This is a genomic window from Paraburkholderia guartelaensis, assembly GCF_004353905.1.
In the GTDB taxonomy this organism is placed as follows: domain Bacteria; phylum Pseudomonadota; class Gammaproteobacteria; order Burkholderiales; family Burkholderiaceae; genus Paraburkholderia; species Paraburkholderia guartelaensis.
The window spans coordinates 1-22,124 of the sequence record NZ_SMOD01000006.1 but is presented as its reverse complement, the minus strand read 5'-3'; the positions used below and the strand labels follow the sequence as shown (position 1 = coordinate 22,124).

Sequence of the window (22,124 nt, the reverse complement as noted above, 5' to 3'; positions counted from 1 at the left end):
GATAAGGAACGGTAGAGCTATTTAAACGGGGCGGAACCCTTGGGCGGTCTCGCTATTGCGGCGGCGACGGTGACAACGACGGCGCATCAGGCCGCCGCCGCGCCCGCGCCGGCCGCGCCCGGCTTGCGATGCCGCGAAAGCCGCTCCTCGGCCAGCGCGAGCTGCTCGGGCAAACCGCGCAGCACGACGATGTCGGCCTCGCGCAGCTTGGTCGATGGGTCCGGTTCCACGCCGCGAATGCCGTGGCGGCGGATCGCCGTTACCTCGACGCCGAGTTCGGACAGGCCCAGTTCCGCGAGCGTGCGGCCCACGGCGTCGGCGCGTTCGTCGACCGGTACGGATTGTAGCCGCACCTGCTCGTGACCGTCCTCGCCCACATCGTCGGTGCCGTGGAAGTAGCCGCGCAGGAGGCTGTAGCGCTCGTCGCGCAACTCTTCCACGCGGCGCACCACGCGCCGCATCGGCACGCCCATCAGCACCAGCATGTGCGAGGCGAGCATCAGGCTGCCTTCCACAATCTCCGGAATCACCTCGGTTGCGCCCGCGGCGAGCAGGCGTTCGAGATCGGCGTCGTCCACCGTGCGCACGATCACGGGCAACGTAGGCTCCAGCTCGTGAATGTGATGGAGCACGCGAAACGCCGATTGCGTATTGGCATAGGTGATCGCCACCGCAGCCGCACGGTGGATGCCCGCCGCGACGAGCGACTCGCGCCGCGCGGCGTCGCCGAATACCACCGACTCGCCCGCTGCCGCCGCCGCCGCGACGCGATCGGGGTCGAGGTCGAGTGCGACGTACGAAAGGCCCTCATATTCGAGCATGCGCGCGAGGTTCTGCCCCGCACGGCCGTAGCCGCACACGATCACATGGCCGCTTTGCTTGATGCTTTGCGTGGCGATGCGCGTCATCATCAGCGACTGCTGCATCCATTCCGTCGAGGAGAGGCGCAGCACGATCCGGTCGGCGTTCTGGATCAGGAACGGCGCGGCGAGCATCGACAGCAGCATGGCCGCGAGGATCGCCTGGAGCAGCGTGGCGTCGACCAGATGCTTGTCGAGAATGAGGTTCAGCAGCACGAAGCCGAACTCGCCGGCCTGCGCGAGTCCGAGGCCCGTGCGCATGGCCACGCCCGGCGAGGCGCCGAAAATACGCGTGAGCGCCGTGATGAGCACGGCCTTCATCACGACCGGCCCGAGGAAGAATGCCGCCACCATGATCGGGTGCTGCCAGATCACGTGCGGATTGAGCAGCATGCCCGTGGTCACGAAGAAGAGGCCAAGCAGCACGTCGCGAAACGGCTTGATGTCCTCTTCCACCTGATGCTTGTACGGCGTCTCGGCGATCAGCATGCCCGCGATGAAGGCGCCGAGCGCGAGCGAGAGGCCGAACTTGTCGGTGATGAACGCGGCGCCCAGCGTGACGAGCAGCACGTTGAGCACGAACAGCTCCTGCGAGCGGCGGCGCGCGACCACGTTGAACCAGCGCGTCATGAACTTCTGCCCGACGATGAGCAGGATGCCGAGCGCGAGCACGATCTTCACGGCGGCGGTGCCGAGCGACTCGACGAGCGAAGCCGACGAACCGCCGAACGCCGCGATCACGATGAGCAGCGGGACCACGGCCAGATCCTGGAACAGCAGCACGCCCAGAATATTGCGGCCATGCTCCGATTCGATCTCGAGCCGCTCGGACAGCATCTTGCTGACAATGGCCGTGGACGACATGGCGAGCGCGCCGCCCAGCGCCACGCAGGCCTGCCAGGTGATGTGCACCCACGGCTCCAGCACGAGCCCGAGCAGGAGCGCCACGAGAATCGTGCCGAGCACCTGCGAAAGCCCGAGGCCGAACACCGCGTGGCGCATGGCACGCAGCTTCGAGAGCGAGAACTCGAGGCCGATGGAGAACATCAGGAACACGACGCCGAACTCGGCCAGGTTTTGCGCGCCATGCGTGTCCGGCACGATGCCGAGCGCGCGCGGGCCCACGAGAATGCCCACCGTGAGGTAGCCGAGCATCGGCGGCAAATTCAGATAACGAAACAGCACGACGCCAACCACCGAGGCGAGCAGCAGGAACAGCGTCATTTCCAGCGGGGAGATCATCGTGTGAAGCGTCCTCGTTCGTCAGCGGTACCGGCGATGCAATTTCTGCCCCGCGCCGTGTCAATGATCGACGCAAAGGCGGCTAGGGCCTGTTTACATTAATAACGGGCTAAATGGGAAGGGCTACGGAGAAACGGCTGGGCAAGCCCGGCGGTGCGCGCACGGGGTTTGGGCGCTGGGGGCGCTGGCGCGGCGCGCAGACGCCTTTGCTATACTCCGCGGATGATAGCGAAAATCAATGGCGATCGGGCGCTGAAGCTCGCTCGCAACGTGCTCGACATCGAAGCGGACGCCGTGCGCGGGCTTCGCGACCGGCTCGACGACAACTTCGTCGGCGCGGTCGACCTCATCCTCAGCTGCCGCGGACGCGTGGTCGTTTCCGGCATCGGCAAATCGGGCCATATTGCCCGCAAGCTCGCGGCTACGCTGGCCTCCACGGGTACCCCCGCGTTCTTCGTGCATCCGGCGGAAGCGAGCCACGGCGACCTCGGCATGGTCACGGCCGACGACGTCTTCATCGGCCTGTCGAACTCCGGCGAATCCGAAGAACTCGTGGCGATCCTGCCGCTCGTCAAGCGCATTGGCGCGAAGCTCATCGGCATGACGGGCAATCGCCCGCAATCGACGCTCGGCCAGCTCTCCGACGTGCATCTGGACGCCGGCGTGGAGAAGGAAGCCTGCCCGCTGAACCTCGCGCCCACCGCCAGCACGACGGCGGCGCTCGCGCTCTCCGACGCGCTCGCGGTCGCGGTGCTCGACGCACGCGGCTTCGGCGCCGACGACTTCGCGCGCTCGCATCCGGGCGGCGCGCTCGGCCGGCGCCTGCTCACCTACGTGCGCGACGTGATGCGCACGGGCGACGAAATCCCGAAGGTGCGCGACGACGTCACCGTGCGCGACGCCCTCTTCCAGCTCACGGCCAAGCGCATGGGCATGACGGCGGTCGTCAACGCCGACGACCACGTGCAAGGCATCTTCACCGACGGCGACCTGCGCCGCGTGCTCGAGCGCGTGGGCGATTTCCGCGCTCTGCCGATCGCTCAGGTCATGACGAAAGGCCCGCGCACCATCGGCCCGGACCAACTTGCTGTCGAAGCTGTGGAACTGATGGAGCGCCATCGCATCAATCAGATGCTGGTCGTCGATGCCGAGGGCACGCTGATCGGCGCCCTCAACATGCACGACCTGTTCTCCAAGAAGGTGATCTGATGGCTAGCCCACTCGACGCAACCGCGCGCGCCGCGCGTGTGCGCCTCATGATTTTCGACATCGACGGTGTGCTCACCGACGGCGGCCTGCTCTTCACCGGCGCAGGCGACACGATGAAGGCGTTCAACTCGCTCGACGGCCACGGGGCGAAGCTCCTGCGCGAAGCCGGCATCGACACGGCCATCATCACCGGGCGCCGTTCGGAGATCGTCGCCGTGCGCGCGAAGGAACTGAAGATCACGCACCTGTGGCAAGGCGTGGAAGACAAGCGCGTCGCGTTCGCCGAGCTGCTCTCGCAAACGGGCATTGCACCCGAAGCGTGCGGCTACATGGGCGATGACTGGCCCGACCTCGGCGTGATGCTCCAGTGCGGCTTTGCGGCCGCGCCCGCGAACGCCCATCCGGACGTGCTCTCGCGCGCCCACTGGGTGTCCGACAAGGTCGGTGGCCACGGCGCCGTGCGCGAAGTCACCGACCTGATCCTGCGCGCGCAGAACCGCTACGACGCCCTGCTCGCCGCGGCCTGCGCGCCGCTCGCCGGGATGCCGCGATGAACCACCAGAAGTTCCGCCTCACTTCGCTCGTGCCGCTCGTGTGCGTCGCCGCGCTCGCCGGTTTCACGTGGTGGCTGCTGCAGGCCGTCCAGCCGCGCGAGAAGGAGGCGGCGCCGCGTCCGCTCACGCATTCGCCCGATTATTTCGCCGACAACTTCTCGGTGTCCGAGCTCGACCAGTCGGGCGCCACGCAGTACCGGCTCACGGCCACGCACATGGTTCACTACGAGGACGACGAGAACAGCGACCTCACGAATCCGGCCGTGCGTGCGTTCCAGCCCGGCAAGCCGATCGTCACGGCTACTGGGCTGCGCGGCACGGTCAACGCCGACGCCTCGATCGTCAATCTGTACGACAACGCGCGCATTCTGCGCGCGGCTGGCGCCGGCGACCCCGAAATGCAGGCTGATTCCGAGCATTTCAAAGTGCTTGTGAACGACGATGTGATCCTGACCGAAAAGCCGGTTAAACTTCGACGCGGCCAGTCGGTCATGACGGCCACCAGCGGCATGAACTACAACAATGTCTCCCGGGTCATCCAGCTCTTCGGCAACGTCCGTGGAGCCATCGCCCCGGCTGACTCCGGCGGCTCGTCCTGAACGCCGGGCCGTCCACGCAAGGCACGATTGCATGAACGATTCGCTTCCCCGTCCACTGAACGGCCGTTCGCCTGACGCCCGCCGCGCACGCTTCGCGGCGCTGATGGCGCTCGCCAGCGCGCTGCTGTTCGCCGGCCTCGCGCCCGCGGCCCACGCCGAGCGCGCCGACAAGGACAAGCCGCTCAATATCGAAGCGGACAACATGACGTATGACGATCTGAAGCAGCAGACCGTCTTCACGGGCCACGTGGTCGCCACCAAGGGCACGATCCTCATCAAGGCCGACAAGCTCGTCGTCACGCAGGACCCGCAGGGCTACCAGTTCGCGACCGGCACCGTCGCGCCGGGCACGCCCGCCGACAAGCTCGCCTACTTCCGCCAGAAGCGCGAAGGCCTCGACGAATACGTCGACGGCACGGCCGAGCGCATCGACTACGACGGCAAGCAGGACCTCACCACGCTCACGACGCGCGCCACGGTGCGCCGTCTGCAGGGTCTCTCGACGGTGGTGGATCAGGTCCACGGCAGCGTCGTCACGTACGACGGCCAGAACGACTTCTACACGGCACGCTCCGGCAAGGACGTCGCAGGTCCCGGCAACCCCAGCGGCCGCGTTCGCGCGATGCTCTCGCCGCGCAACACCACTACCGGCGCACAGCCGCCCGCCGGCGCCCCGGCCGCCCTCACGCCGTCCACCAAGCTGCAGGAAGCGCCGCCACAGTGAATACCGCCACCGCCACCCAAAGCTACGGCCGCCAGCTGGCCGGCAAGACGAGCACGCTCGTCGTGCGCAACCTGAAGAAGCGCTATGGCTCGCGCACCGTCGTCAAGGACGTGTCGCTCGACGTGAAGAGCGGCGAAGTGGTCGGGCTGCTCGGCCCCAACGGCGCCGGCAAGACCACCTCGTTCTACATGATCGTGGGTCTCGTCCCGCTCGACGCCGGCGAGATCGACCTCGACGGGCAGTCCATCAGCCTTCTGCCCATCCACAAGCGCGCGGCGCTCGGTCTTTCGTATCTGCCGCAGGAAGCTTCGGTGTTCCGCAAGCTCACCGTCGAGGAGAACATCCGCGCGGTGCTCGAACTGCAGGTGGACGGCAACGGCAAACGTCTGTCGAAAGACGTCATCACCGAGCGCACCGAAGCGCTGCTCGACGAGCTTCAGATCGCGCATCTGCGCGAGAATCCGGCGCTGTCGCTCTCGGGCGGCGAACGCCGGCGCGTTGAAATCGCGCGCGCGCTCGCAACCGATCCGAGCTTCATCCTGCTCGACGAGCCGTTCGCGGGCGTCGATCCGATCGCCGTGCTGGAAATCCAGAAGATCGTGAAGTTCCTGAAGCAGCGCAACATCGGCGTGCTGATCACCGACCACAACGTGCGCGAGACGCTCGGCATCTGCGATCACGCGTACATCATCAGCGACGGCAGCGTGCTCGCGGCCGGCGCACCCGGCGAGATCATCGAGAACGAGAACGTACGCCGCGTCTATCTCGGCGAGCACTTCCGCATGTAAGCCCCCGGGCGCGCCTCGCGCGCCCGCTCACCGCAGTCCCGCAGCGCCCACCCGGGCGCTCGCGATCCGCTTTCGCGTTTTTCCCGTCGCATCTTTCGCATTTCCCCGTGTAACCCCGCGGCATCGGCTTTGCCCCCAAAACGGTGCATGGCAGGCCGGGGAACGTCCCTGTTTGCGCACCAAATTCCGGGCGCGCACCGGCGTGGCGCACGCTCGTTTTTGCGAATGCTCCGTGGTTTCGTCCGCGTGGCAAACTCTTTACAATGGTCCGCACACCGCCATGAAAGCCAGCCTCCAACTCCGCCTCTCGCAGCATCTTGCGCTCACGCCACAACTGCAACAGTCCATCCGGCTGCTGCAGCTGTCGACGCTCGAACTGCAGCAGGAGGTCGCGACGGCGATCTCGCAGAACCCGCTGCTCGAGAACGAGGACGACTGGATCGCGAGCCCACTGCGCGTGGCCGCGGACGGCTCGGTCATCGCGCAGCCGCCCACGCCCTCCGGCGTAGAGCCAATGCAGGGCGCGAACAGTTCCACGTCAGCGTCCAACGGCAGCGGCGAGAACAGCGAGAGCGAGCCGCGAGGCGTTGACGAATACGACGGACTTGGCGGCGATGCGAACGGCGACGCGAGCCAGTGGAACCTGGACGATTACGGCCGCTCGGGCAACGCCTCCGACGACGACGACCTGCCGCCGCTGCAGATCCACGAATCGACCACCACGCTGCGCGACCATCTCATGGCGCAGCTGCGCGAAACGAACGCGAGCCAGCGCGACCGCGCGCTCATCACCTTCCTCATCGAATCGCTCGACGAAGACGGCTACCTCAGCGCAACCTGCGAGGAAATTCTTGCCGACATTCCCGAAGAACTCGAAGTCGACGCCGACGAATTCAATGCGGCGCTAGCGCTGCTGCATAGCTTCGACCCCGCGGGCGTGGGCGCGCGCTCGGCCTCCGAGTGCCTCAAGCTGCAACTGCTGCGCGTCAATTCGTCGCCCACGCGCACGCTCGCGCTCGAGATCGTGTCGAACTATCTCGAACTGCTCGCCGCGCGCGACTTCACGCGGTTGCGCAAGCAACTGAAAACTGGCGACGACGAGCTGCGTGAGGCGCATGCGCTGATCCGTTCGCTCGAACCGTTCCCGGGTGCGTCGTATGGCAAGGCCGAAGCCGATTACGTGGTGCCGGACATCATCGTGAAGAAGACCGGCCAGAACTGGCATGCGGAACTGAACCCCGAGGTGGTGCCAAAGCTGCGTATCAACCATCTCTACGCGAATATCCTGCGCAACAACCGTGGCGATCCGGGCAGCGGTTCGCTGCGCCAACAGCTGCAGGAAGCGCGCTGGCTCATCAAGAATATCCAGCAGCGCTTCGAGACGATCCTGCGTGTTGCGCAGGCTATCGTCGAGCGTCAGAAGAACTTTTTCGTGCACGGCGAAATCGCCATGCGCCCCTTGGTTTTGAGGGAGATTGCTGATACGCTGGGCCTACACGAATCAACTGTCTCGCGTGTGACAACCGGTAAATACATGCTGACTCCATTCGGGACACTTGAATTTAAGTACTTCTTCGGATCGCATGTATCGACTGACACCGGAGGCGCTGCATCGTCCACCGCCATCCGCGCCCTCATCAAGCAACTCATAGGAGCCGAGAACACCAAATCTCCTCTTTCAGACAGCCGCATAGCCGAACTGCTGGCAGAACAGGGCTTCGTGGTCGCGCGACGTACCGTTGCGAAGTATCGCGAGGCACTGAAGATTCCGGCAGTCAATCTGCGCAAGTCTCTTTAGCCTGTTCCGGCTTTTTCGGAGCAGGCGTTTTCCGGCCGCTACGCCCGTTGGCGGACATGGCCGGCCGAGTTAGCCCGCCGTCGCAGGCCTTTCGGGGAGCCGCGCACAGGCAGACAGTCGACCGGCATTGCCGCACTTCACGCGTCACGCGGCCATTAGCCTGGAGAAGCACTATGAATCTGAAGATCAGTGGACACCATCTCGAAGTAACGCCAGCGTTGCGAGAATACGTGATCACCAAACTGGACAGGGTGCTAAGACATTTCGATCAGGTAATCGATGGCAATGTGGTCCTCTCGGTCGACAACCATAAGGAAAAGGATAAGAGACAGAAGGTCGAAGTGAACCTTCATCTGAAAGGCAAGGACATATTTGTGGAGAGCGCGAACGGCGACATGTACGCCGCCATCGATCTAGTGGTCGACAAGCTGGACCGCCAGGTCGTACGTCACAAGGACCGCGTGCAGGGACATCAACATGAGGCGATCAAGCACCAGCCTGCGCCCATCATCGAAATCCCGCCGCAGTGATCCCACAATGTCCGATGTGGCGATTCACGCCATGAACCGGGGCTGGAGTCGATAGTTCATCCTCCGCCCCTCGAAGCGAAGCCGCCCGAACCGGGCGGCTTTTTCGTGAATGCGTGCAATGCAGGGTTTTACCGCTGGGTGCAACCGGGCAACGAGGGTTGCGCTCATGCGTGGCGCATCGCACCATCCGCGTGGACGCTTGTTCTATAATGGTCCAGTCGTATTACGGGGTCTAACGCACCAAACAGGTCCCCACGGTCCCGGCACCGGGCTTCGTCGCCAGATCCAGAGCTTGCGCCAAAGCGGGCAGCTTGTCGGGGTGTGGAGCATTCAGGCCACGTTTTCGCCTGCCAACATGAATCGTTTAGCCAAAATACTTCCCATCGAGAACGTCGTCGTCGGCCTGTCCGTCACCAGCAAGAAACGCGTCTTCGAACAGGCTGGCCTGATCTTCGAAAATCAGAACGGCATCGCCCGCAGCACGGTTACCGACAATCTTTTCGCGCGCGAGCGCCTCGGCTCAACGGGCCTCGGCGAAGGCGTCGCGATCCCGCACGGCCGCATCAAGGGCCTGAAGCAGCCGCAGGCCGCCTTCGTGCGCCTCGCCGAGCCGATCGCCTTCGAAGCGCCAGACGGTCAGCCCGTCTCGCTCCTCATCTTCCTGCTCGTGCCCGAACAGGCCACGCAGCAGCACCTTGAAATCCTGTCAGAGATCGCACAACTGTTGTCGGATCGCGAAACGCGTGAGCGGCTCCATACGGAAGAAGACCGCGAAACGTTGCATCGCTTGCTCACCCAGTGGCAACCTTGATGTAATGTGCGGCGTCTTGCGGGGCGCGGTTCGCGCGGCCGATAAGCGCGCGCTCGACGCCCGCTGCAGGGGTGAAGCGCCGGGTGCCGGCAGCCGTGAACCATCCAGGTAGCGCATTCAGGTCGCGCGGTTTATTTAGCCAGCAATTCAGTCAGCCGTTAAGCGAGTCATCTCGCGGAGTCACCGACTCATGGACACTTCCAGCATCAACGCCCAAAGCATCTTCGACGACAACGCCACCACGCTGAAACTCAGCTGGCTGACGGGGCACGAAGGCTGGGAACGCGGCTTTTCGACCGAAACGGTGGCCACGGCCACGGCGAGCGCGGACCTCGTCGGCCACTTGAACCTCATTCACCCGAACCGCATCCAGGTGCTCGGCGACGCCGAAATCCACTACTACCAGCGCCAGACCGACGAAGACCGCTCGCGCCACATGGCCGAGCTGATCGCATTGGAACCGCCGTTCCTCGTGGTCGCCGACGGCATGACCGCGCCGCCCGAACTGGTGCTGCGCTGCACGCGTTCTTCCACGCCGCTCTTCACCACGCCGATGTCGGCGGCCACCGTCATCGACAGCCTGCGCCTCTACATGTCGCGCATACTCGCGCCGCGCGCGACGCTGCACGGCGTGTTTCTCGACATTCTCGGCATGGGCGTGCTGCTCACGGGCGACTCGGGTCTCGGCAAGAGCGAGCTGGGTCTGGAGCTGATCAGCCGCGGGCATGGTCTCGTGGCCGACGACGCTGTGGACTTCGTGCGCCTCGGCCCCGATTTCGTCGAGGGCCGTTGCCCGCCGCTGTTGCAGAACCTGCTCGAAGTGCGCGGCCTCGGTCTGCTCGACATCAAGACGATCTTCGGTGAAACGGCCGTGCGCCGGAAGATGAAGCTCAAGCTCATCGTGCAGCTCGTACGCCGCCCGGACGGCGAGTTCCAGCGTCTGCCGCTGGAGAGCCAGACCGTCGACGTGCTGGGCCTGCCCATCAGCAAGGTCACGATCCAGGTGGCCGCGGGCCGCAACCTCGCCGTGCTGGTCGAGGCCGCCGTTCGCAACACGATCCTGCAATTGCGCGGCATCGACACCCTGCGCGACTTCATGGACCGCCAGCGTCTCGCGATGCAGGACCCCGACAGCCAGTTTCCCGGCAAGCTGATCTGACTCCCGAGCCGCGCGGGCCGCGAGGCACGGCCGGCCAGGCGCGGCCGGCCAGGCGCGCGCGCCCTCGAAACGAGCGCCTGCGGCCCGGAGAGCCAATACAGGCGCGCGGATCGGATGCTATGATGACCCAATCGGGTTCATCGACTCTCCCATGCGTATCATCCTGATCACCGGCATTTCGGGTTCCGGCAAGTCAGTGGCGCTCAATGCGCTCGAAGACGTCGGCTACTATTGCGTCGACAATCTGCCACCGCGCTTTCTACCGCAACTCGCCCAATATCTGAGCGACGACGGCTACGAACGCCTCGCCGTCGCTATCGATGCGCGCTCGAGTTCGTCGTTCGACGACATGCCGGAGATGATCCGCGACCTGGCGCTTCGTCACGACGTGCGCGTGCTCTTCCTCAACGCGAGTACGCAGTCGCTCATCCAGCGCTTCTCGGAAACGCGGCGCCGCCATCCACTTTCGGGCTCCGCCGCGCACGACGCGAACGTGGGCATGCTCAAGTCACTCGAAGAAGCGATCGAGCACGAGCGCGAACTCGTCTCGAACCTCGCCGAATTCGGCCATCAGGTCGATACGAGCAACCTGAGTTCGAACGCGCTGCGCCAGTGGGTGAAGGTGTTCGTCGAAGGCGAGCGCGGCTCGCTCATGCTCACGTTCGAATCGTTCGGCTTCAAGCGCGGCGTGCCGCTCGACGCGGACCTCGTGTTCGATGTACGCACGCTGCCGAACCCGCATTACGACGCCCGTCTGCGGCCGCTCACCGGCCTCGATCAGCCCGTGATCGACTTTCTGAATGCGCAGGCGGCCGTCCACGAAATGATCGACGATGTCTATGCGTTCGTCGCGAAGTGGCTGCCGCATTTTCGCGCCGATAACCGCAGCTATCTCACCGTTGCGATTGGCTGCACGGGCGGACAACATCGATCGGTGTACATCGCCCAGACGCTCGCTACGCGCTTTGCCGGCGAGTCGAACGTTATCGTGCGTCACCGCGACGCGCCTCTCGATGTCGGAGAGTCGTCACGGCTGATCGCCTAACCGGCTGCGCATCGCGCGGCCCTTAACCGAAAGCGTTGCGCCATGTCCTCGTCTCCTGCCGTGCTTGCCGATTTACCGTTGTTCCCGCTGCATACGGTGCTGTTCCCCGGCGGCCTGCTGCCGCTCAAGATCTTCGAAGCGCGATACCTGGACATGGCGAGCGAGTGCCTGCGCGAGCAAACGCCGTTCGGCGTGTGTCTGCTCAAAAGCGGCGCGGAAGTCGCACAGCCCGACGAGACGACTGCAGTACCCGAATCCGTTGGCTGCCTCGCGCTCATCGAGCAATGCGACGTCGAGACCGTCGGCATGCTGCACATCCGGGCTCACGGCACACAGCGCTTTCACCTGCTCTCGCATCGCGTCGAAGCCGACGGCCTGCTCGTGGGCATGGCCGAACTGATCCCCGAAGACATTCCACTGGAAGGCGGCAAACAGCTTGCGCAATTCGGCGCATGTGCGGAAGTGCTCGAGCGCATCATCGCGACGATCCGCGAGCGCGACCCCGCGAGCCTGCCGTTTGCGGAGCCGTTCCGCTTCGACGATCCCTCATGGGTATCGAACCGTCTGGCCGAAGTGCTGCCAATCGCATTGCGCGCGCGTCAGAAGCTCATGGAGTTGAACGACGCCGGCGCGCGTATCGAGATCGTGCATCACTACATGCAGCAGCATCAGCTGCTTTGATGCAGCGTTGATGCCGCCTTGATGCCGCTTGCTCGCTCACTCAGATCAGCGGTCCACGCAAACTATCGAGCAGCTTGCGCACCGGCGCGGGCACGCCATACGCGTCGATATTGCGAAGCGGCACCCATGCGGTCTGTCCATCGTTGGCTTCCAGCGGCGCGCCATTACGCTTGAGTTCGATCACGCGCGGCTCGATGTCGAGCTTGAAATGCGTGAACGTATGTGTGAGCGGCATGAGCGCGGAACTCGACGCTGCGCGCTCTGGCGTCACGCCGAAGTCTCGCGCGCGCTCGGCGAGCGCGGCTTCGTCCGCGGCTTCAGGTAGGCTCCACAGTCCGCCCCAGATACCCGATGGCGGCCGCTTCTCCAGCATGACTGCATCGCCGTCGAGCAGCACGAGCATGCACGTGCTCCGCGTGGGCACGGCCTTCTTCGGGCGCGCGGCGGGCAGTTCGCGCTGACGTCCCGTCGTCTTCGCCACGCAGTCGTCAGCGAACGGGCAGCGCGCGCAATCGGGCTTGCCACGCCCGCACAGCGTCGCGCCGAGATCCATCAAGCCTTGCGTGTATGCGCTCACGTCGGCGTCGCTCGCTTTGGGACCCGGCACGAGCGTTTCGGCGAGCGTCCACATCGCGTTCTCCACGCGCTTTTCGCCAGGAAAGCCTTCCACGCCGAACACGCGCGCGAGCACGCGTTTCACGTTGCCGTCCAGGATCGTTTCGCGCGCGCCGAACGCGAACGACGCGATCGCCGCCGCCGTCGAGCGGCCGATGCCGGGCAGCTCCGCGAGCGCCTCGACCGTCGACGGAAACTTGCCGCCGTGGGTATCGGCGACGACCTGCGCGCAGCGGTGCAGATTGCGCGCGCGCGAGTAATAGCCGAGGCCGGCCCAGAGCGCCATCACGTCGTCGTCGGGCGCGGCGGCGAGTGCTTCGACGGTGGGAAAGCGCTCGAGAAAGCGCGTGTAGTACGGAATCACGGTCGAGACCTGGGTCTGCTGCAGCATGATTTCCGAGAGCCAGATGCGGTACGGGTCGCGCGTGTTCTGCCACGGCAGGTCGTGACGGCCATGCTCGCGCTGCCAGGCGATCAGGCGCGGCGCGAAACCGGTGAGCAGTTCAGCGGGATAGGCGCCAGCCGGTAGCGGCGCGGAAGTAGATGACGTTCGGTACATGGAAAAGCCTGGCGCTCAGCGCTGGCAGCGCGGACAGAAATAAGTGGAACGCTGGCCCTGCACGATCTGCTTGATCGGCGTGCCGCATACGCGGCAGGGTTGGCCCGCGCGGTCATAAACGAAGTATTCGAGCTGAAAATAGCCGCTTTGGCCGTTGCTGCCGACGAAGTCGCGCAGCGTGCTGCCGCCCTTCTCGATGGCCGAGGCGAGCACGGCGCGCACGGCGTCCGCGAGCAGTTCGTAGCGCGCAAGCGAAACGCGGCCCGCCGGAGTCGTCGGCCGGATACCGGCGCGGAACAGACTTTCCGATGCGTAGATATTGCCAACGCCCACCACGATATCGCCCGCGAGCAGCGCCTGCTTGACGGAGACCTTGCGGCCGCGGGTCTCGCGAAAGAGCAGCGCGCCGTCGAAGGCCGGCGTGAACGGCTCGATGCCGAGGCCCGCCAGCAGCGGATGGCCGAGCACGTCGCCGGCCTCGCGCGGATGCCAGAGCACAGCGCCGAACCGGCGCGGGTCGCGAAAACGCAGCGTGAAGTCGTCGAAGAACCAGTCGACGTGACCGTGCTTTTCCGCGGCAGGTGGCTTCGGCAGATTACGCAGCACGCGCAGCGTGCCGGTCATGCCCAGGTGCACGATGAACCAGCCCTCATCGACCTCGAACAGCAGATATTTGCCGCGCCGCCCGACGGAACGGATCGTGCGGCCGCGCAGCGTACGGGCGAGCGTGGCCGGCACGGGCCAGCGCAATGCGGGGTTGCGCACCTCCACACGCTCGACGCGGCGGCCCGCGACCCACGGTTCGATCCCCCTTCGGGTAACCTCAACTTCTGGCAACTCTGGCATGTCTGGCGGCCTGATTCGGATGCTGGTCCGGGTTGGTCTGCAACTTGCGTAAACGTGTGTGCGCGTTGTGCGCGTATTGTAGCCAGCGCGTTACAATCGACCGAAACATTCGACGGAATTCCATGGAACTGTCTTTCGTTAAGCTGTTCGCGAAGCGTCCCGCGACGCCCCGCGTGCCTGCAGCCTTCGCGCGTCGCCTCGTTGGCGCCGCGGTTCTCGCCGCCTGGGCGTTGACCACGTCGAGCGCGTATGCGCAGGATCCGTCCCCCGACACGGACGACACTTCCGTCACCATGCCGGACGCTTTCGGTCCCGCCTCGCCCGACGAGAAGAAGGATCTGCCGGCCGTTCCGCTGTCGAGCCAGATCGTCTTCCAGGTGCTCGCCGCGGAAATCGCGCTGCAACGCGACCAGCCTGCCCCGGCCTTTCAAACGTATCTCGCGCTCGCGCGCGACACGCACGACCCGCGCATGGCGCAGCGTGCAACGGAAATCGCGCTCGCGGCGCAGAGCCCGTCCGACGCCCTGACTGCGGTCCAGCTCTGGCAGCAGTACGCCCCCGACTCCGAGCGCGCGGCGCAACTCGACGCTTCGCTGCTCGTGCTCGCCGGCAAGCCCGACGACGCCCAGCCGCTGCTTGCGCGCGAACTGGCGAAAGTCCCGGCCGACAGCCGCGGCCAGGCCATCCTCTCGCTGCAGCTTCTGCTTTCGCGCGGCCCGAATCGCGTGGGCGGCCTGAATGTGCTCAAAGCGCTGCTCAAGGACGACATGAACCGTCCCGAGACGCAGCTCGCGATCGGCCGCCAGCAACTGCTCGCCGACGACGTGCCCGGCGCGCGCAAGTCGTTCGAGCAGGCGCTCACGCTCAAGCCCGACTACCTTCCCGCCGCGCTGATGCTCGCGCAGATGGGGCCGGACGAGCGCGCCGAAGGCATTGCGTCGATCGAAAAGTACGTCCAGCAGAACCCGAAGTCGCGTGAAGGCCGCCTTGCACTTGCGCAAACCTATCTCGCTGCCGACCGCCTCGACGACGCGCAGAAGCAGTTCGAGATCCTGCACAAGGACAACGCGACCGACCTGATGCCGCTCATGGCGCTCGCGCTCATCAGCGTGCAGCAGAAGAAGTTCGACGCTGCGCAGAAGTATCTGACGCAATACGCGCAGGTTGCCGAGAAGAATCCGGCCGCCGACCCCGGTCAGGCCTATATCTACCTCGCGCAACTGTCGGTCGAGCAGAAGGACGACGCCGGCGCGCAGAAGTGGCTCGACAAGATCCAGCCCAACAGCCAGCAGTACGTGCCGGCCCAGATCACGCGCGCGCAGATCCTGGACAAGGAAGGCAAGACCGACGACGCACGCCGTCAGCTCGCGAGCATTCAGGCCGACGATCCGCGCGACCAGGCGCTGATCGCGCGCACCGACGCCGCGATCCTGTTCGACGCGAAGCGCTATCCGGAGGCAGAAGCACGCCTTGCGAAGGCGACCACCGACTTCCCGGACGACCCGGACCTCACCTATGACTACGCAATGGCAGCGGAAAAAACCGGCCATTACGACATCATGGAAACGCAGTTGCGCAAGCTGATCAAGACGCAGCCCGACAATCCGCAGGCCTACAACGCGCTCGGATACTCGCTCGCGGACCGCAACCAGCGCCTGCAGGAAGCCGACAAACTGGTCGAAAAAGCTTCGTCGCTCGCACCGGACGACGCGTTCATCATGGACAGCGTGGGCTGGGTGAAGTACCGCATGGGCGACAATGCCGACGCGATCAAGCTCTTGCGCAAGGCCTACAGCCTCCAGCCGAACGCGGAAATTGGCGCGCACCTGGGCGAAGTGCTCTGGAAAAACGGCGACCAGGACGGCGCACGCGCTGCCTGGCGCGAGGCCCGCAAGCTCGAACCCGACAACGACACGCTCCTGAAGACGCTCAAGCGCCTCCAGGTCAACGATCTCTGATGGCAGATTTTTTCACTTCGGTTTCCCCCAAGGCCCTCCCCGTCGCGCGCGCCGCCCGCTTTGCACGGCGCGCGTCGCTCGGCGCAGCGGCGGCTGCGCTCCTCGTGCTCGCGGGCTGCGCCACGCAACAACCGCCGCGCCAGCCGTCCACCTCGAACGCCACGACCTCGCTCAGTACGCAGACGAACCGCGCCTATCATGGCCGCTTCGCCGTGCAGTACGTCGACCAGAACGGCCAGCAGCGCAACGCGTACGGCAACTTCGACTGGCGCGAGACCGATTCGACGGTGACACTGCAACTGCTCAATCCGCTTGGCCAAACGCTCGCGCTCGTCACTTCCGCGCCGTCGCAAGCCACGCTGGAGCTGCCTAACCGTCAGCCGCTCACGGCTGACAACGTGAGTACGCTCATGCAGCAGGCGCTCGGCTTCGAACTGCCCGTGGAAGGACTGCGCTATTGGCTGCAGCCTTCGGTTGCGCCCACATCGCACGCGCGCACCACACCCGACCCGCGGAATCCGCAGCGGCCTTCGCAGATCGAGCAGGACGGCTGGACCATCGATTACGTCGCCTACGCGGACGCGCCGGCCACTGGCGTGAAGCGCGTCAATCTCACGCGCGATGTCCCGCCGCTTCAGATCAAGCTCGTGCTCGACCAGTAAGCGGGCCGGTTACTGTCTCTCATCAGCAATACCTGGCCGGCACGCGCCGGCCAGGATCCAGGCATCATCCCAAGAGCATCATGATCGAAACCCAGGACTCGCTGCGCGACTGCCTCGCGCCCGCGAAACTCAATCTCTTCCTGCACATCACGGGCCGCCGTCCCAATGGCTATCACGATCTGCAGACCGTGTTCCAGTTGCTCGACTGGGGTGACACGCTGCATTTCACGCGCCGCCGGGACGGCCGCATCACGCGCACCGTGGAAGTGGAAGGCGTACCTGCCGAGCACGACCTCACCGTGCGCGCCGCGACGCTGCTCAAGGAGCACACGGGCACGAGCGAGGGTGTCGAGATCGATATCGAAAAGCGCCTGCCGATGGGCGCGGGTCTCGGCGGCGGCAGCTCCGACGCGGCCACGACGCTGCTCGCGCTCAACCGCCTCTGGAAACTCAACCTGCAGCGCGAAGAATTGCAGGCGCTCGCACTCAAACTGGGCGCGGACGTGCCCTTCTTCGTGTTCGGGAAAAATGCGTTCGCGGAGGGTGTTGGAGAAGCATTGGAGGCTGTACAATTGCCCCCGCGTCATTTTTTGGTAGTGACGCCGCGGGTTCATGTTCCTACTGCCGAGATTTTTTCAGAAAAATCGTTGACAAGGGACACAAAGACCTGCACAATAGCAGTCTTTCTTGCACAGCAAGCAACGCAGCAGGGATGGCCAGATAGCTTCGGTCATAACGATATGCAAGCGGTTGTCGCAGGAAAATACGCGGAAGTAGCGCAGGTGCTTCGATGGTTTGAAAGTGTTTCGAACAGCATCGCACCAGCGCGGATGACCGGATCGGGTGCCAGCGTTTTTGCAGCATTCGCCAGTCGGTCCGAAGCAGAATCGGCACAAGCCAAACTGCTTGCGGAACAACCGGACTGGAGAAGCGCGGTAGCCTCGAGTCTGAACAAGCATCCACTCTTCGCTTTCGCGGCATAGTTTTGCGTGGTTGATCGTCCTACCGATCAGTCAGGCTCAAAGTTGAGTGTAGGGGAGTCGCCAAGTTGGTTAAGGCACCGGATTTTGATTCCGGCATGCGAGGGTTCGAGTCCTTCCTCCCCTGCCAAAAATTCCAGGCAGTTCGCTCTGTGGGTTACCCAGAGCAGTTCGCCTAAGTAGTTCCTCTCGCCCCCCAAAGTCCGCAGCAGGTGCATGATGAGCAGCCATGACGGCCTGATGGTTTTTACTGGCAACGCAAATCCCGCGCTTGCCCAGGAAGTCGTCAAGATCCTCGGTATTCCCCTCGGTAAGGCTATGGTTAGCCGCTTTTCCGATGGTGAAATCCAGGTCGAAATCCAGGAAAACGTGCGTGGCAAGGACGTCTTCGTCCTTCAGTCGACCTGCGCGCCGACCAACGACAACCTGATGGAACTGATGATCATGGTCGATGCGCTCAAGCGCGCATCTGCAGGCCGGATCACCGCAGCTATCCCCTACTTCGGCTATGCCCGTCAAGACCGCCGCCCCCGTTCGGCGCGCGTCGCCATTTCGGCGAAGGTCGTGGCGAACATGCTGGAAATCGCCGGTGTCGAGCGGATCATCACGATGGATCTGCACGCCGACCAGATTCAGGGCTTCTTCGATATTCCCGTCGACAACATCTACGCAACGCCCGTGTTGCTCGGCGATCTGCGCAAGCAGAATCACGAGAACCTGCTGGTCGTTTCGCCGGACGTCGGCGGCGTGGTGCGCGCCCGTGCGCTCGCCAAGCAACTGAATTGCGATCTCGCCATCATCGACAAGCGTCGTCCGAAGGCGAACGTCGCCGAAGTGATGAACATCATCGGTGAAGTCGAAGGCCGCACCTGCGTGATCATGGACGACATGGTCGACACCGCCGGCACGCTCTGCAAGGCAGCGCAAGTGCTGAAGGAACGCGGTGCGAAGAAGGTGTTCGCTTACGCCACGCACCCGGTTCTCTCGGGTGGCGCAGGCGAGCGTATCGCCGCTTCGGCTCTGGACGAACTGGTTGTGACCGACACGATTCCGCTGGGCGCCGAAGCGCGTTCGTGCGCGAAGATCCGCTCGCTCACGAGCGCAGGACTTCTCGCCGAAACGTTCTCGCGTATCCGTCGCGGCGACTCGGTCATGTCGCTCTTCGCGGAAAGCTAAGAAGAATTGACGCGCAAGGCGCGGTGTTCGAAAGAATGCCGCGCTTTTGCACGTAATCGGCGCGAACGGACGAAGGTTCGCGCTGCATCGCTGGGGGCCCAAAGGCAGGCATTCTGCTGAAAAGGCCCCGTTTTACTGCCTGGTCGCGGGCAGTGCAATGGAGAATCAAATGAAAGTCATCGCTTTCGAGCGTAACCTGCAAGGTACGGGTGCGAGCCGCCGCCTGCGCAATGCTGGCAAGACCCCTGGCATCGTGTACGGTGTCGGCGCCGAGCCGCAACTGGTCGAACTCGACCACAACGCGCTGTGGCACGCCCTGAAGAAGGAAGCCTTCCACTCGTCGATCCTCGACCTCGAAGTGGCCGGCAAGTCGCAGCAAGTTCTGCTGCGCGACGTGCAATACCACCCGTTCCGTCAGCTCGTGCTGCACGTGGACTTCCAGCGCGTGGATCCGAGCAAGAAGATCCACACGAAGGTGCCCCTGCACTTCATGAACCAGGAAACCAACCCGGCCGTGAAGCTGGGCGGCGCGATCATCTCGCACGTTCTGGCTGAAATCGAAGTCCAGTGCCTGCCGGGCCAACTGCCGGAATTCCTCGAAGTCGACCTCGCCAAGATCGAAGCTGGCCAGTCGCTGCACGCCAAGGACATCACGCTGCCCGCCGGCGTGACGCTCGTCTCGCACGTGGAAAGCGAAAACCCGGTCGTCGCGTCGGCACCCGTGCCGGCTGGCGCCCAGGCGGCAGCTGAAGGCGAAGAAGAAGCACCGGCTGCTGAGTAATCGCAGCGGCTTCAACGAGCCGATCCTCTCGATCCGTTTCCCTGAAACGGACGACGTGACCCGCCGCGGTTCGCCCCGGCGGGTTTTTTTTCGCACTTTTTCGTACACTTGCGGGTCAGTTCAACGATTTACGCAAGCGGAACACCACAATGATCAGGTTGATCGTCGGGCTCGGCAATCCGGGCGCCGAATACACGGCGACGCGCCACAACGCGGGCTTCTGGCTCGTGGACCAGCTCGCGCGCGAAGCCGGCACGACGCTGCGCGACGAGCGGCGCTTCCACGGCCACTATGCGAAGGCGCGCCTGTACGGCGAGGAAGTGCATCTGCTCGAACCGCAGACCTATATGAACCGCTCGGGGCAATCGGTCGTCGCCCTCGCGGCCTTCTTCAAGATCCTGCCCGATCAGATCCTCGTCGCGCATGACGAACTCGATCTGCCGCCCGGCACCGTCAAGCTCAAGCTCGGCGGCGGCAGCGGCGGCCACAACGGCCTGAAGGACATTTCCGCGCATCTGTCGACGCAGCAGTACTGGCGTTTGCGCATCGGCATCGGCCATCCGCGCGACCTGATTCCCGAAGGCGCGCGCGCCGGTGCGAAGCCCGACGTCGCGAACTTCGTGCTCAAGCCGCCGCGCCGCGAGGAGCAGGAAGTGATCGACGCCTCGATCGAACGCGCGCTCGCGGTGATGCCGATTTTCGTGAAGGGCGAGGCCGAACGTGCGGTGATGCAGCTGCATCGCAACGGTTGAAACAAGGAGAGCGTCTTGAGTCGTTACTGGAGTGACATCGTCAACCGGCTCGTGCCCTACGTGCCGGGCGAACAGCCCGCGCTCGCAAAGCCGGTCAAGCTCAACACCAACGAGAATCCGTATGCGCCCTCCCCGCGCGTGCTCGAGGCGATCCGCCACGAGCTCGGCGAGACGGGCGAGTCGCTGCGCCGCTATCCCGACCCCGTCGCGAAGCGCCTGCGCGCCGCCGTGGCCGCGCATCACGGTATCCGCGCGGAGCAGGTCTTCGTCGGCAACGGCTCGGACGAGGTGCTCGCTCACGCGTTCCAGGCGCTGCTCAAGCACGACAAGCCGATCCTCTTTCCCGACATCACCTACAGCTTCTACCCGACCTACGCGCGGCTCTACGAGGTCGAGTACCGCAACGTGCCGCTCACGGAGCAGTTCACGATTCGCGTCGACGATTACCGCCAGCCCAATGGCGGCGTGATCTTCCCGAATCCGAATGCACCCACGGGGCACGCGCTGCCGCTCGCGGAAATCGAGCGGCTGGTCGCGGCGAATACGGAATCTGTCGTGGTGATCGACGAAGCGTATGTGGATTTCGGCGCCGAATCGGCGATCGCGCTGATCGACCGCTATCCGAACCTGCTGGTCGTGCACACGACTTCGAAATCGCGTTCGCTCGCGGGCATGCGCGTGGGGTTCGCGTTCGGTCACCCCGATCTCATCGATGCGCTCAACCGCGTGAAGGACAGCTTCAACTCGTACCCGCTCGACCGCCTCGCGCAAGCCGCCGCGACAGCCGCTTACGAAGACGCCGAGTGGCTCAAGACGACGAGCGTGCGCGTGATCGCAAGCCGCGAGCGCCTGACGGCCGCGCTCACGGCGCTCGGCTTCGAGGTGGTGCCTTCGGCGGCGAACTTCGTGTTTGCGAAGCATCCCGCGCACGACGCGGTGGCAATTGCCGCCAAACTGCGCGAAAAAGAGATCTTCGTGCGCCATTTCAACGCGCCGCGCGTGAACCAGCATCTGCGCATCTCGATCGGCACCGATACCGAGTGCGATACGCTCGTCGAGGCGTTGAAGGCTATCGTCGCGTAAGAAGACGGCAAGATGAAATAAAAAACGCGCCAGTTGGCGCGTTTTTTATTTGCTGGAGGATTCCGCGATTCAGGCGTTGTTCTTCGCCGCCGTCAGCGCGTGGTACTTCTGCATCAATTGCTCGGGCGACTCGACATGCTCCGGATTCTTGGGAATGCACTCCACCGGGCACACCTGGATGCACTGCGGCTCATCGAAATGGCCGACGCATTCGGTGCACTTCTTCGGGTCGATCACATAGATTTCCGGACCCATCGAGATCGCGTCGTTCGGGCACTCGGGCTCGCACACGTCGCAATTGATGCACTCGTCGGTAATCATCAGGGCCATGCTGTTCTCACTTCCTGCCGGCACGAGGGCCGGCTCACACGTTGCTTAGCCCTATAGTTTACGCTGCTTTCGCTGCGCGTTCACGCCCCCGATGGGCGGGCAAATTCCCCCACCTGTGGGCACCTCAAAATCCCCCACCTAGAGACACGCGGAGCATGATGCTGGCGCGGTCTGGCAGGACGTTACCTTGCACCCCTCGAATGAAGAAGAGGGGTTGTTGGAGTGAATGTCTTGAAGCCGCATCTGCAAACAACCATCGCCACGCTCGTCGCAGCGGGCAAACGTCAGCGGGAGATCGCCCGGATTACGGGCGTTGACCGGAAGACGATCCGTAAGTACCAGGAGCAATTCGCGGCGGCGCAGGCAAATTCCCCCACGGTGC

At 64.4% G+C, this 22,124-nt stretch carries 23 protein-coding genes and 1 tRNA gene; 20 read left to right on the top strand and 4 right to left on the bottom strand.

The features are described 5' to 3' along the window. Window positions 1-86: 86 nt before the first annotated feature. Window positions 87-2,102, bottom strand: coding sequence for a monovalent cation:proton antiporter family protein (locus E1N52_RS09515; protein WP_133182226.1), 2,016 nt, complete (start codon window positions 2,100-2,102; stop codon window positions 87-89). Window positions 2,103-2,324: 222 nt separating this feature from the next. Between E1N52_RS09515 and kdsD the strand changes: the two genes are divergently transcribed. The 11 genes from kdsD to E1N52_RS09460 all read left to right on the top strand — a co-directional run bounded on the left by kdsD (window position 2,325) and on the right by E1N52_RS09460 (window position 12,000). Beyond that, window positions 2,325-3,311 (top strand): arabinose 5-phosphate isomerase KdsD, encoded by a 987-nt coding sequence (gene kdsD / locus E1N52_RS09510; RefSeq protein ID WP_133182224.1) that lies wholly within the window; start codon window positions 2,325-2,327, stop codon window positions 3,309-3,311. Further along, a complete protein-coding gene (locus E1N52_RS09505; RefSeq protein ID WP_069264851.1) occupies window positions 3,311-3,865 on the top strand; it encodes a KdsC family phosphatase in 555 nt (184 codons plus the stop codon). Before kdsD ends, E1N52_RS09505 begins: the two co-directional genes overlap by 1 nt. Then, a complete protein-coding gene (lptC, locus tag E1N52_RS09500; RefSeq protein WP_133182223.1) occupies window positions 3,862-4,464 on the top strand; it encodes an LPS export ABC transporter periplasmic protein LptC in 603 nt (200 codons plus the stop codon). The genes E1N52_RS09505 and lptC overlap by 4 nt, the downstream gene beginning before the upstream one ends. A 31-nt stretch (window positions 4,465-4,495) precedes the next feature. Then, window positions 4,496-5,188 carry a lipopolysaccharide transport periplasmic protein LptA gene (lptA, locus tag E1N52_RS09495; RefSeq protein ID WP_133182221.1) on the top strand — a complete coding sequence of 231 codons (693 nt, stop codon included), beginning with the start codon at window positions 4,496-4,498 and terminating at the stop codon, window positions 5,186-5,188. Beyond that, window positions 5,185-5,976, top strand: coding sequence for an LPS export ABC transporter ATP-binding protein (gene lptB / locus E1N52_RS09490; RefSeq protein ID WP_133182219.1), 792 nt, complete (start codon window positions 5,185-5,187; stop codon window positions 5,974-5,976). The genes lptA and lptB overlap by 4 nt, the downstream gene beginning before the upstream one ends. Window positions 5,977-6,256: 280 nt before the next feature. Next, window positions 6,257-7,774: an RNA polymerase factor sigma-54 gene (locus tag E1N52_RS09485; RefSeq protein ID WP_133182217.1), complete on the top strand. Its 1,518-nt coding sequence runs from the start codon at window positions 6,257-6,259 to the stop codon at window positions 7,772-7,774. 173 nt (window positions 7,775-7,947) lie between these two features. Beyond that, complete coding sequence (hpf, locus tag E1N52_RS09480; RefSeq protein WP_028201861.1) at window positions 7,948-8,304, top strand: ribosome hibernation-promoting factor, HPF/YfiA family; 357 nt, start codon at window positions 7,948-7,950, stop codon at window positions 8,302-8,304. Between the two features lie 355 nt (window positions 8,305-8,659). After that, window positions 8,660-9,115, top strand: coding sequence for a PTS IIA-like nitrogen regulatory protein PtsN (ptsN, locus tag E1N52_RS09475; RefSeq protein WP_028201860.1), 456 nt, complete (start codon window positions 8,660-8,662; stop codon window positions 9,113-9,115). Between the two features lie 190 nt (window positions 9,116-9,305). Then, window positions 9,306-10,274 carry an HPr(Ser) kinase/phosphatase gene (gene hprK, locus E1N52_RS09470; protein WP_028201859.1) on the top strand — a complete coding sequence of 323 codons (969 nt, stop codon included), beginning with the start codon at window positions 9,306-9,308 and terminating at the stop codon, window positions 10,272-10,274. A 151-nt stretch (window positions 10,275-10,425) separates the two neighbouring features. Continuing rightward, window positions 10,426-11,319 (top strand): RNase adapter RapZ, encoded by an 894-nt coding sequence (rapZ, locus tag E1N52_RS09465; RefSeq protein WP_133182215.1) that lies wholly within the window; start codon window positions 10,426-10,428, stop codon window positions 11,317-11,319. 42 nt (window positions 11,320-11,361) lie between these two features. Further along, window positions 11,362-12,000: an LON peptidase substrate-binding domain-containing protein gene (locus E1N52_RS09460; RefSeq protein WP_133182213.1), complete on the top strand. Its 639-nt coding sequence runs from the start codon at window positions 11,362-11,364 to the stop codon at window positions 11,998-12,000. Between the two features lie 40 nt (window positions 12,001-12,040). On the opposite strand, the gene mutY is transcribed toward E1N52_RS09460, so the two are convergent. Both mutY and mutM read right to left on the bottom strand, forming a co-directional pair. Further along, window positions 12,041-13,174 carry an A/G-specific adenine glycosylase gene (gene mutY, locus E1N52_RS09455; RefSeq protein ID WP_133182211.1) on the bottom strand — a complete coding sequence of 378 codons (1,134 nt, stop codon included), beginning with the start codon at window positions 13,172-13,174 and terminating at the stop codon, window positions 12,041-12,043. Window positions 13,175-13,189: 15 nt separating this feature from the next. Beyond that, window positions 13,190-14,020 (bottom strand): bifunctional DNA-formamidopyrimidine glycosylase/DNA-(apurinic or apyrimidinic site) lyase, encoded by an 831-nt coding sequence (gene mutM, locus E1N52_RS09450; protein ID WP_133182209.1) that lies wholly within the window; start codon window positions 14,018-14,020, stop codon window positions 13,190-13,192. Window positions 14,021-14,142: 122 nt separating this feature from the next. Here mutM and E1N52_RS09445 point away from each other — a divergent pair, with 122 nt between their 5' ends. The 8 genes from E1N52_RS09445 (at window position 14,143) to hisC (ending at window position 21,412) form a co-directional block, all read left to right on the top strand. Further along, complete coding sequence (locus E1N52_RS09445; RefSeq protein WP_133182207.1) at window positions 14,143-15,978, top strand: tetratricopeptide repeat protein; 1,836 nt, start codon at window positions 14,143-14,145, stop codon at window positions 15,976-15,978. Continuing rightward, the gene (lolB, locus tag E1N52_RS09440; RefSeq protein ID WP_133182205.1) at window positions 15,978-16,640 is read left to right on the top strand and encodes a lipoprotein insertase outer membrane protein LolB; all 663 of its coding nucleotides are present in this window, start codon (window positions 15,978-15,980) and stop codon (window positions 16,638-16,640) included. Before E1N52_RS09445 ends, lolB begins: the two co-directional genes overlap by 1 nt. An 80-nt stretch (window positions 16,641-16,720) precedes the next feature. Further along, on the top strand, window positions 16,721-17,623 hold the full coding sequence (gene ispE, locus E1N52_RS09435) for a 4-(cytidine 5'-diphospho)-2-C-methyl-D-erythritol kinase (RefSeq protein WP_133182203.1): 903 nt from the start codon (window positions 16,721-16,723) through the stop codon (window positions 17,621-17,623). A 50-nt stretch (window positions 17,624-17,673) separates the two neighbouring features. After that, window positions 17,674-17,750, top strand: a tRNA-Gln gene (locus E1N52_RS09430). 89 nt (window positions 17,751-17,839) lie between these two features. After that, entirely contained in the window at window positions 17,840-18,796 is a 957-nt protein-coding gene (locus tag E1N52_RS09425) for a ribose-phosphate pyrophosphokinase (RefSeq protein WP_069265235.1), read from the top strand. Between the two features lie 169 nt (window positions 18,797-18,965). Beyond that, window positions 18,966-19,577 carry a 50S ribosomal protein L25/general stress protein Ctc gene (locus tag E1N52_RS09420; protein WP_133182201.1) on the top strand — a complete coding sequence of 204 codons (612 nt, stop codon included), beginning with the start codon at window positions 18,966-18,968 and terminating at the stop codon, window positions 19,575-19,577. Window positions 19,578-19,726: 149 nt separating this feature from the next. After that, the gene (gene pth / locus E1N52_RS09415) at window positions 19,727-20,329 is read left to right on the top strand and encodes an aminoacyl-tRNA hydrolase (protein WP_133182199.1); all 603 of its coding nucleotides are present in this window, start codon (window positions 19,727-19,729) and stop codon (window positions 20,327-20,329) included. A gap of 15 nt (window positions 20,330-20,344) precedes the next feature. Next, a complete protein-coding gene (gene hisC / locus E1N52_RS09410) occupies window positions 20,345-21,412 on the top strand; it encodes a histidinol-phosphate transaminase (protein ID WP_133182197.1) in 1,068 nt (355 codons plus the stop codon). 69 nt (window positions 21,413-21,481) lie between these two features. Here the strand turns inward: hisC and E1N52_RS09405 are convergent, their stop codons facing one another. Beyond that, window positions 21,482-21,742 (bottom strand): YfhL family 4Fe-4S dicluster ferredoxin, encoded by a 261-nt coding sequence (locus E1N52_RS09405; protein ID WP_069264882.1) that lies wholly within the window; start codon window positions 21,740-21,742, stop codon window positions 21,482-21,484. 222 nt (window positions 21,743-21,964) lie between these two features. On the opposite strand from E1N52_RS09405, the gene E1N52_RS09395 reads away from it, so the two are divergent. Next, on the top strand, window positions 21,965-22,124 hold a 160-nt coding region (locus E1N52_RS09395; protein ID WP_165979410.1), incomplete at its 3' end, for a helix-turn-helix domain-containing protein.

What these genes read in the sequence shown, in the direction of transcription:
- E1N52_RS09515 (WP_133182226.1), bottom strand. Translation starts at nt 2,102, where the DNA reads ATGATCTCCCCGCTGGAAATGACGCTGTTCCTGCTGCTCGCCTCGGTG.
- kdsD (WP_133182224.1), top strand. Translation starts at nt 2,325, where the DNA reads ATGATAGCGAAAATCAATGGCGATCGGGCGCTGAAGCTCGCTCGCAAC.
- E1N52_RS09505 (WP_069264851.1), top strand. Translation starts at nt 3,311, where the DNA reads ATGGCTAGCCCACTCGACGCAACCGCGCGCGCCGCGCGTGTGCGCCTC.
- lptC (WP_133182223.1), top strand. Translation starts at nt 3,862, where the DNA reads ATGAACCACCAGAAGTTCCGCCTCACTTCGCTCGTGCCGCTCGTGTGC.
- lptA (WP_133182221.1), top strand. Translation starts at nt 4,496, where the DNA reads ATGAACGATTCGCTTCCCCGTCCACTGAACGGCCGTTCGCCTGACGCC.
- E1N52_RS09485 (WP_133182217.1), top strand. Translation starts at nt 6,257, where the DNA reads ATGAAAGCCAGCCTCCAACTCCGCCTCTCGCAGCATCTTGCGCTCACG.
- hpf (WP_028201861.1), top strand. Translation starts at nt 7,948, where the DNA reads ATGAATCTGAAGATCAGTGGACACCATCTCGAAGTAACGCCAGCGTTG.
- ptsN (WP_028201860.1), top strand. Translation starts at nt 8,660, where the DNA reads ATGAATCGTTTAGCCAAAATACTTCCCATCGAGAACGTCGTCGTCGGC.
- hprK (WP_028201859.1), top strand. Translation starts at nt 9,306, where the DNA reads ATGGACACTTCCAGCATCAACGCCCAAAGCATCTTCGACGACAACGCC.
- rapZ (WP_133182215.1), top strand. Translation starts at nt 10,426, where the DNA reads ATGCGTATCATCCTGATCACCGGCATTTCGGGTTCCGGCAAGTCAGTG.
- E1N52_RS09460 (WP_133182213.1), top strand. Translation starts at nt 11,362, where the DNA reads ATGTCCTCGTCTCCTGCCGTGCTTGCCGATTTACCGTTGTTCCCGCTG.
- mutY (WP_133182211.1), bottom strand. Translation starts at nt 13,174, where the DNA reads ATGTACCGAACGTCATCTACTTCCGCGCCGCTACCGGCTGGCGCCTAT.
- mutM (WP_133182209.1), bottom strand. Translation starts at nt 14,020, where the DNA reads ATGCCAGAGTTGCCAGAAGTTGAGGTTACCCGAAGGGGGATCGAACCG.
- E1N52_RS09445 (WP_133182207.1), top strand. Translation starts at nt 14,143, where the DNA reads ATGGAACTGTCTTTCGTTAAGCTGTTCGCGAAGCGTCCCGCGACGCCC.
- lolB (WP_133182205.1), top strand. Translation starts at nt 15,978, where the DNA reads ATGGCAGATTTTTTCACTTCGGTTTCCCCCAAGGCCCTCCCCGTCGCG.
- ispE (WP_133182203.1), top strand. Translation starts at nt 16,721, where the DNA reads ATGATCGAAACCCAGGACTCGCTGCGCGACTGCCTCGCGCCCGCGAAA.
- E1N52_RS09425 (WP_069265235.1), top strand. Translation starts at nt 17,840, where the DNA reads ATGAGCAGCCATGACGGCCTGATGGTTTTTACTGGCAACGCAAATCCC.
- E1N52_RS09420 (WP_133182201.1), top strand. Translation starts at nt 18,966, where the DNA reads ATGAAAGTCATCGCTTTCGAGCGTAACCTGCAAGGTACGGGTGCGAGC.
- pth (WP_133182199.1), top strand. Translation starts at nt 19,727, where the DNA reads ATGATCAGGTTGATCGTCGGGCTCGGCAATCCGGGCGCCGAATACACG.
- E1N52_RS09405 (WP_069264882.1), bottom strand. Translation starts at nt 21,742, where the DNA reads ATGGCCCTGATGATTACCGACGAGTGCATCAATTGCGACGTGTGCGAG.